1 protein-coding gene is annotated in these 621 nt (G+C 44.6%); it reads right to left on the bottom strand.

What is annotated here, in order from left to right; genetic code table 11:
* Positions 1-55: 55 nt before the first annotated feature.
* Positions 56-621: Tim44 domain-containing protein (locus tag R7E78_RS27975; protein WP_318058866.1), on the bottom strand; the 566-nt coding region annotated here is incomplete at its 5' end.

Here is a 621-nt window from a genome sequence, read left to right as displayed (position 1 = left end):
AAAATCCCGCTAAATAGCGGGATTTAATTAAGACTAAATTGAACGAGCTTGGTGATTAACCTTGAATACCAACAATCAACCAAGGTGCATTCGGTACCGTTAGGTCACGCTCTAGGTGCCAGATATCTTCAATATCTTCCTCTACACCTTCTGCAGCATCACGGTAACGGCCACTAAATTGCAAACTTAATTGTGCTTTGTTCGCATCGTATTCAGCACGAACGATCTCTGCATCGACATACATCACATCAGTGTGCTGCTCACCTTCTAGCTTCGCGCGCTCAGCTTTCAGATCTTCAAATAGACTTGGAGAAACATATTCTTCAATAGTGTCTAGTTGGTTGTGGTTCCACGCACCTTGCAAAATGCGGTAGTGCTCACGAGAACCGTTAATAAACGCAGCTTGATCGAAACCCGGTGGGTAATTGTGTGGTACATCTGTTTGAGCACCAAAACCGGTGAAACCGCCTGCGTTTGTATTTGGTTGTTGTTCAAAGTTCTGCATGTTTGGTTGTTCAAACTTTGACGCGTTACCACCAAATGCCGGTTGTTGACGTTGCTGGTTCATACTGCCCTGCTTCGCACCTAACATTCCGCGCATAAGCTTAAAGATCATAAAGG

Source organism: Vibrio sp. YT-19(2023), assembly GCF_033337395.1.
This window is presented reverse-complemented; position numbering and strand designations above follow the sequence as displayed.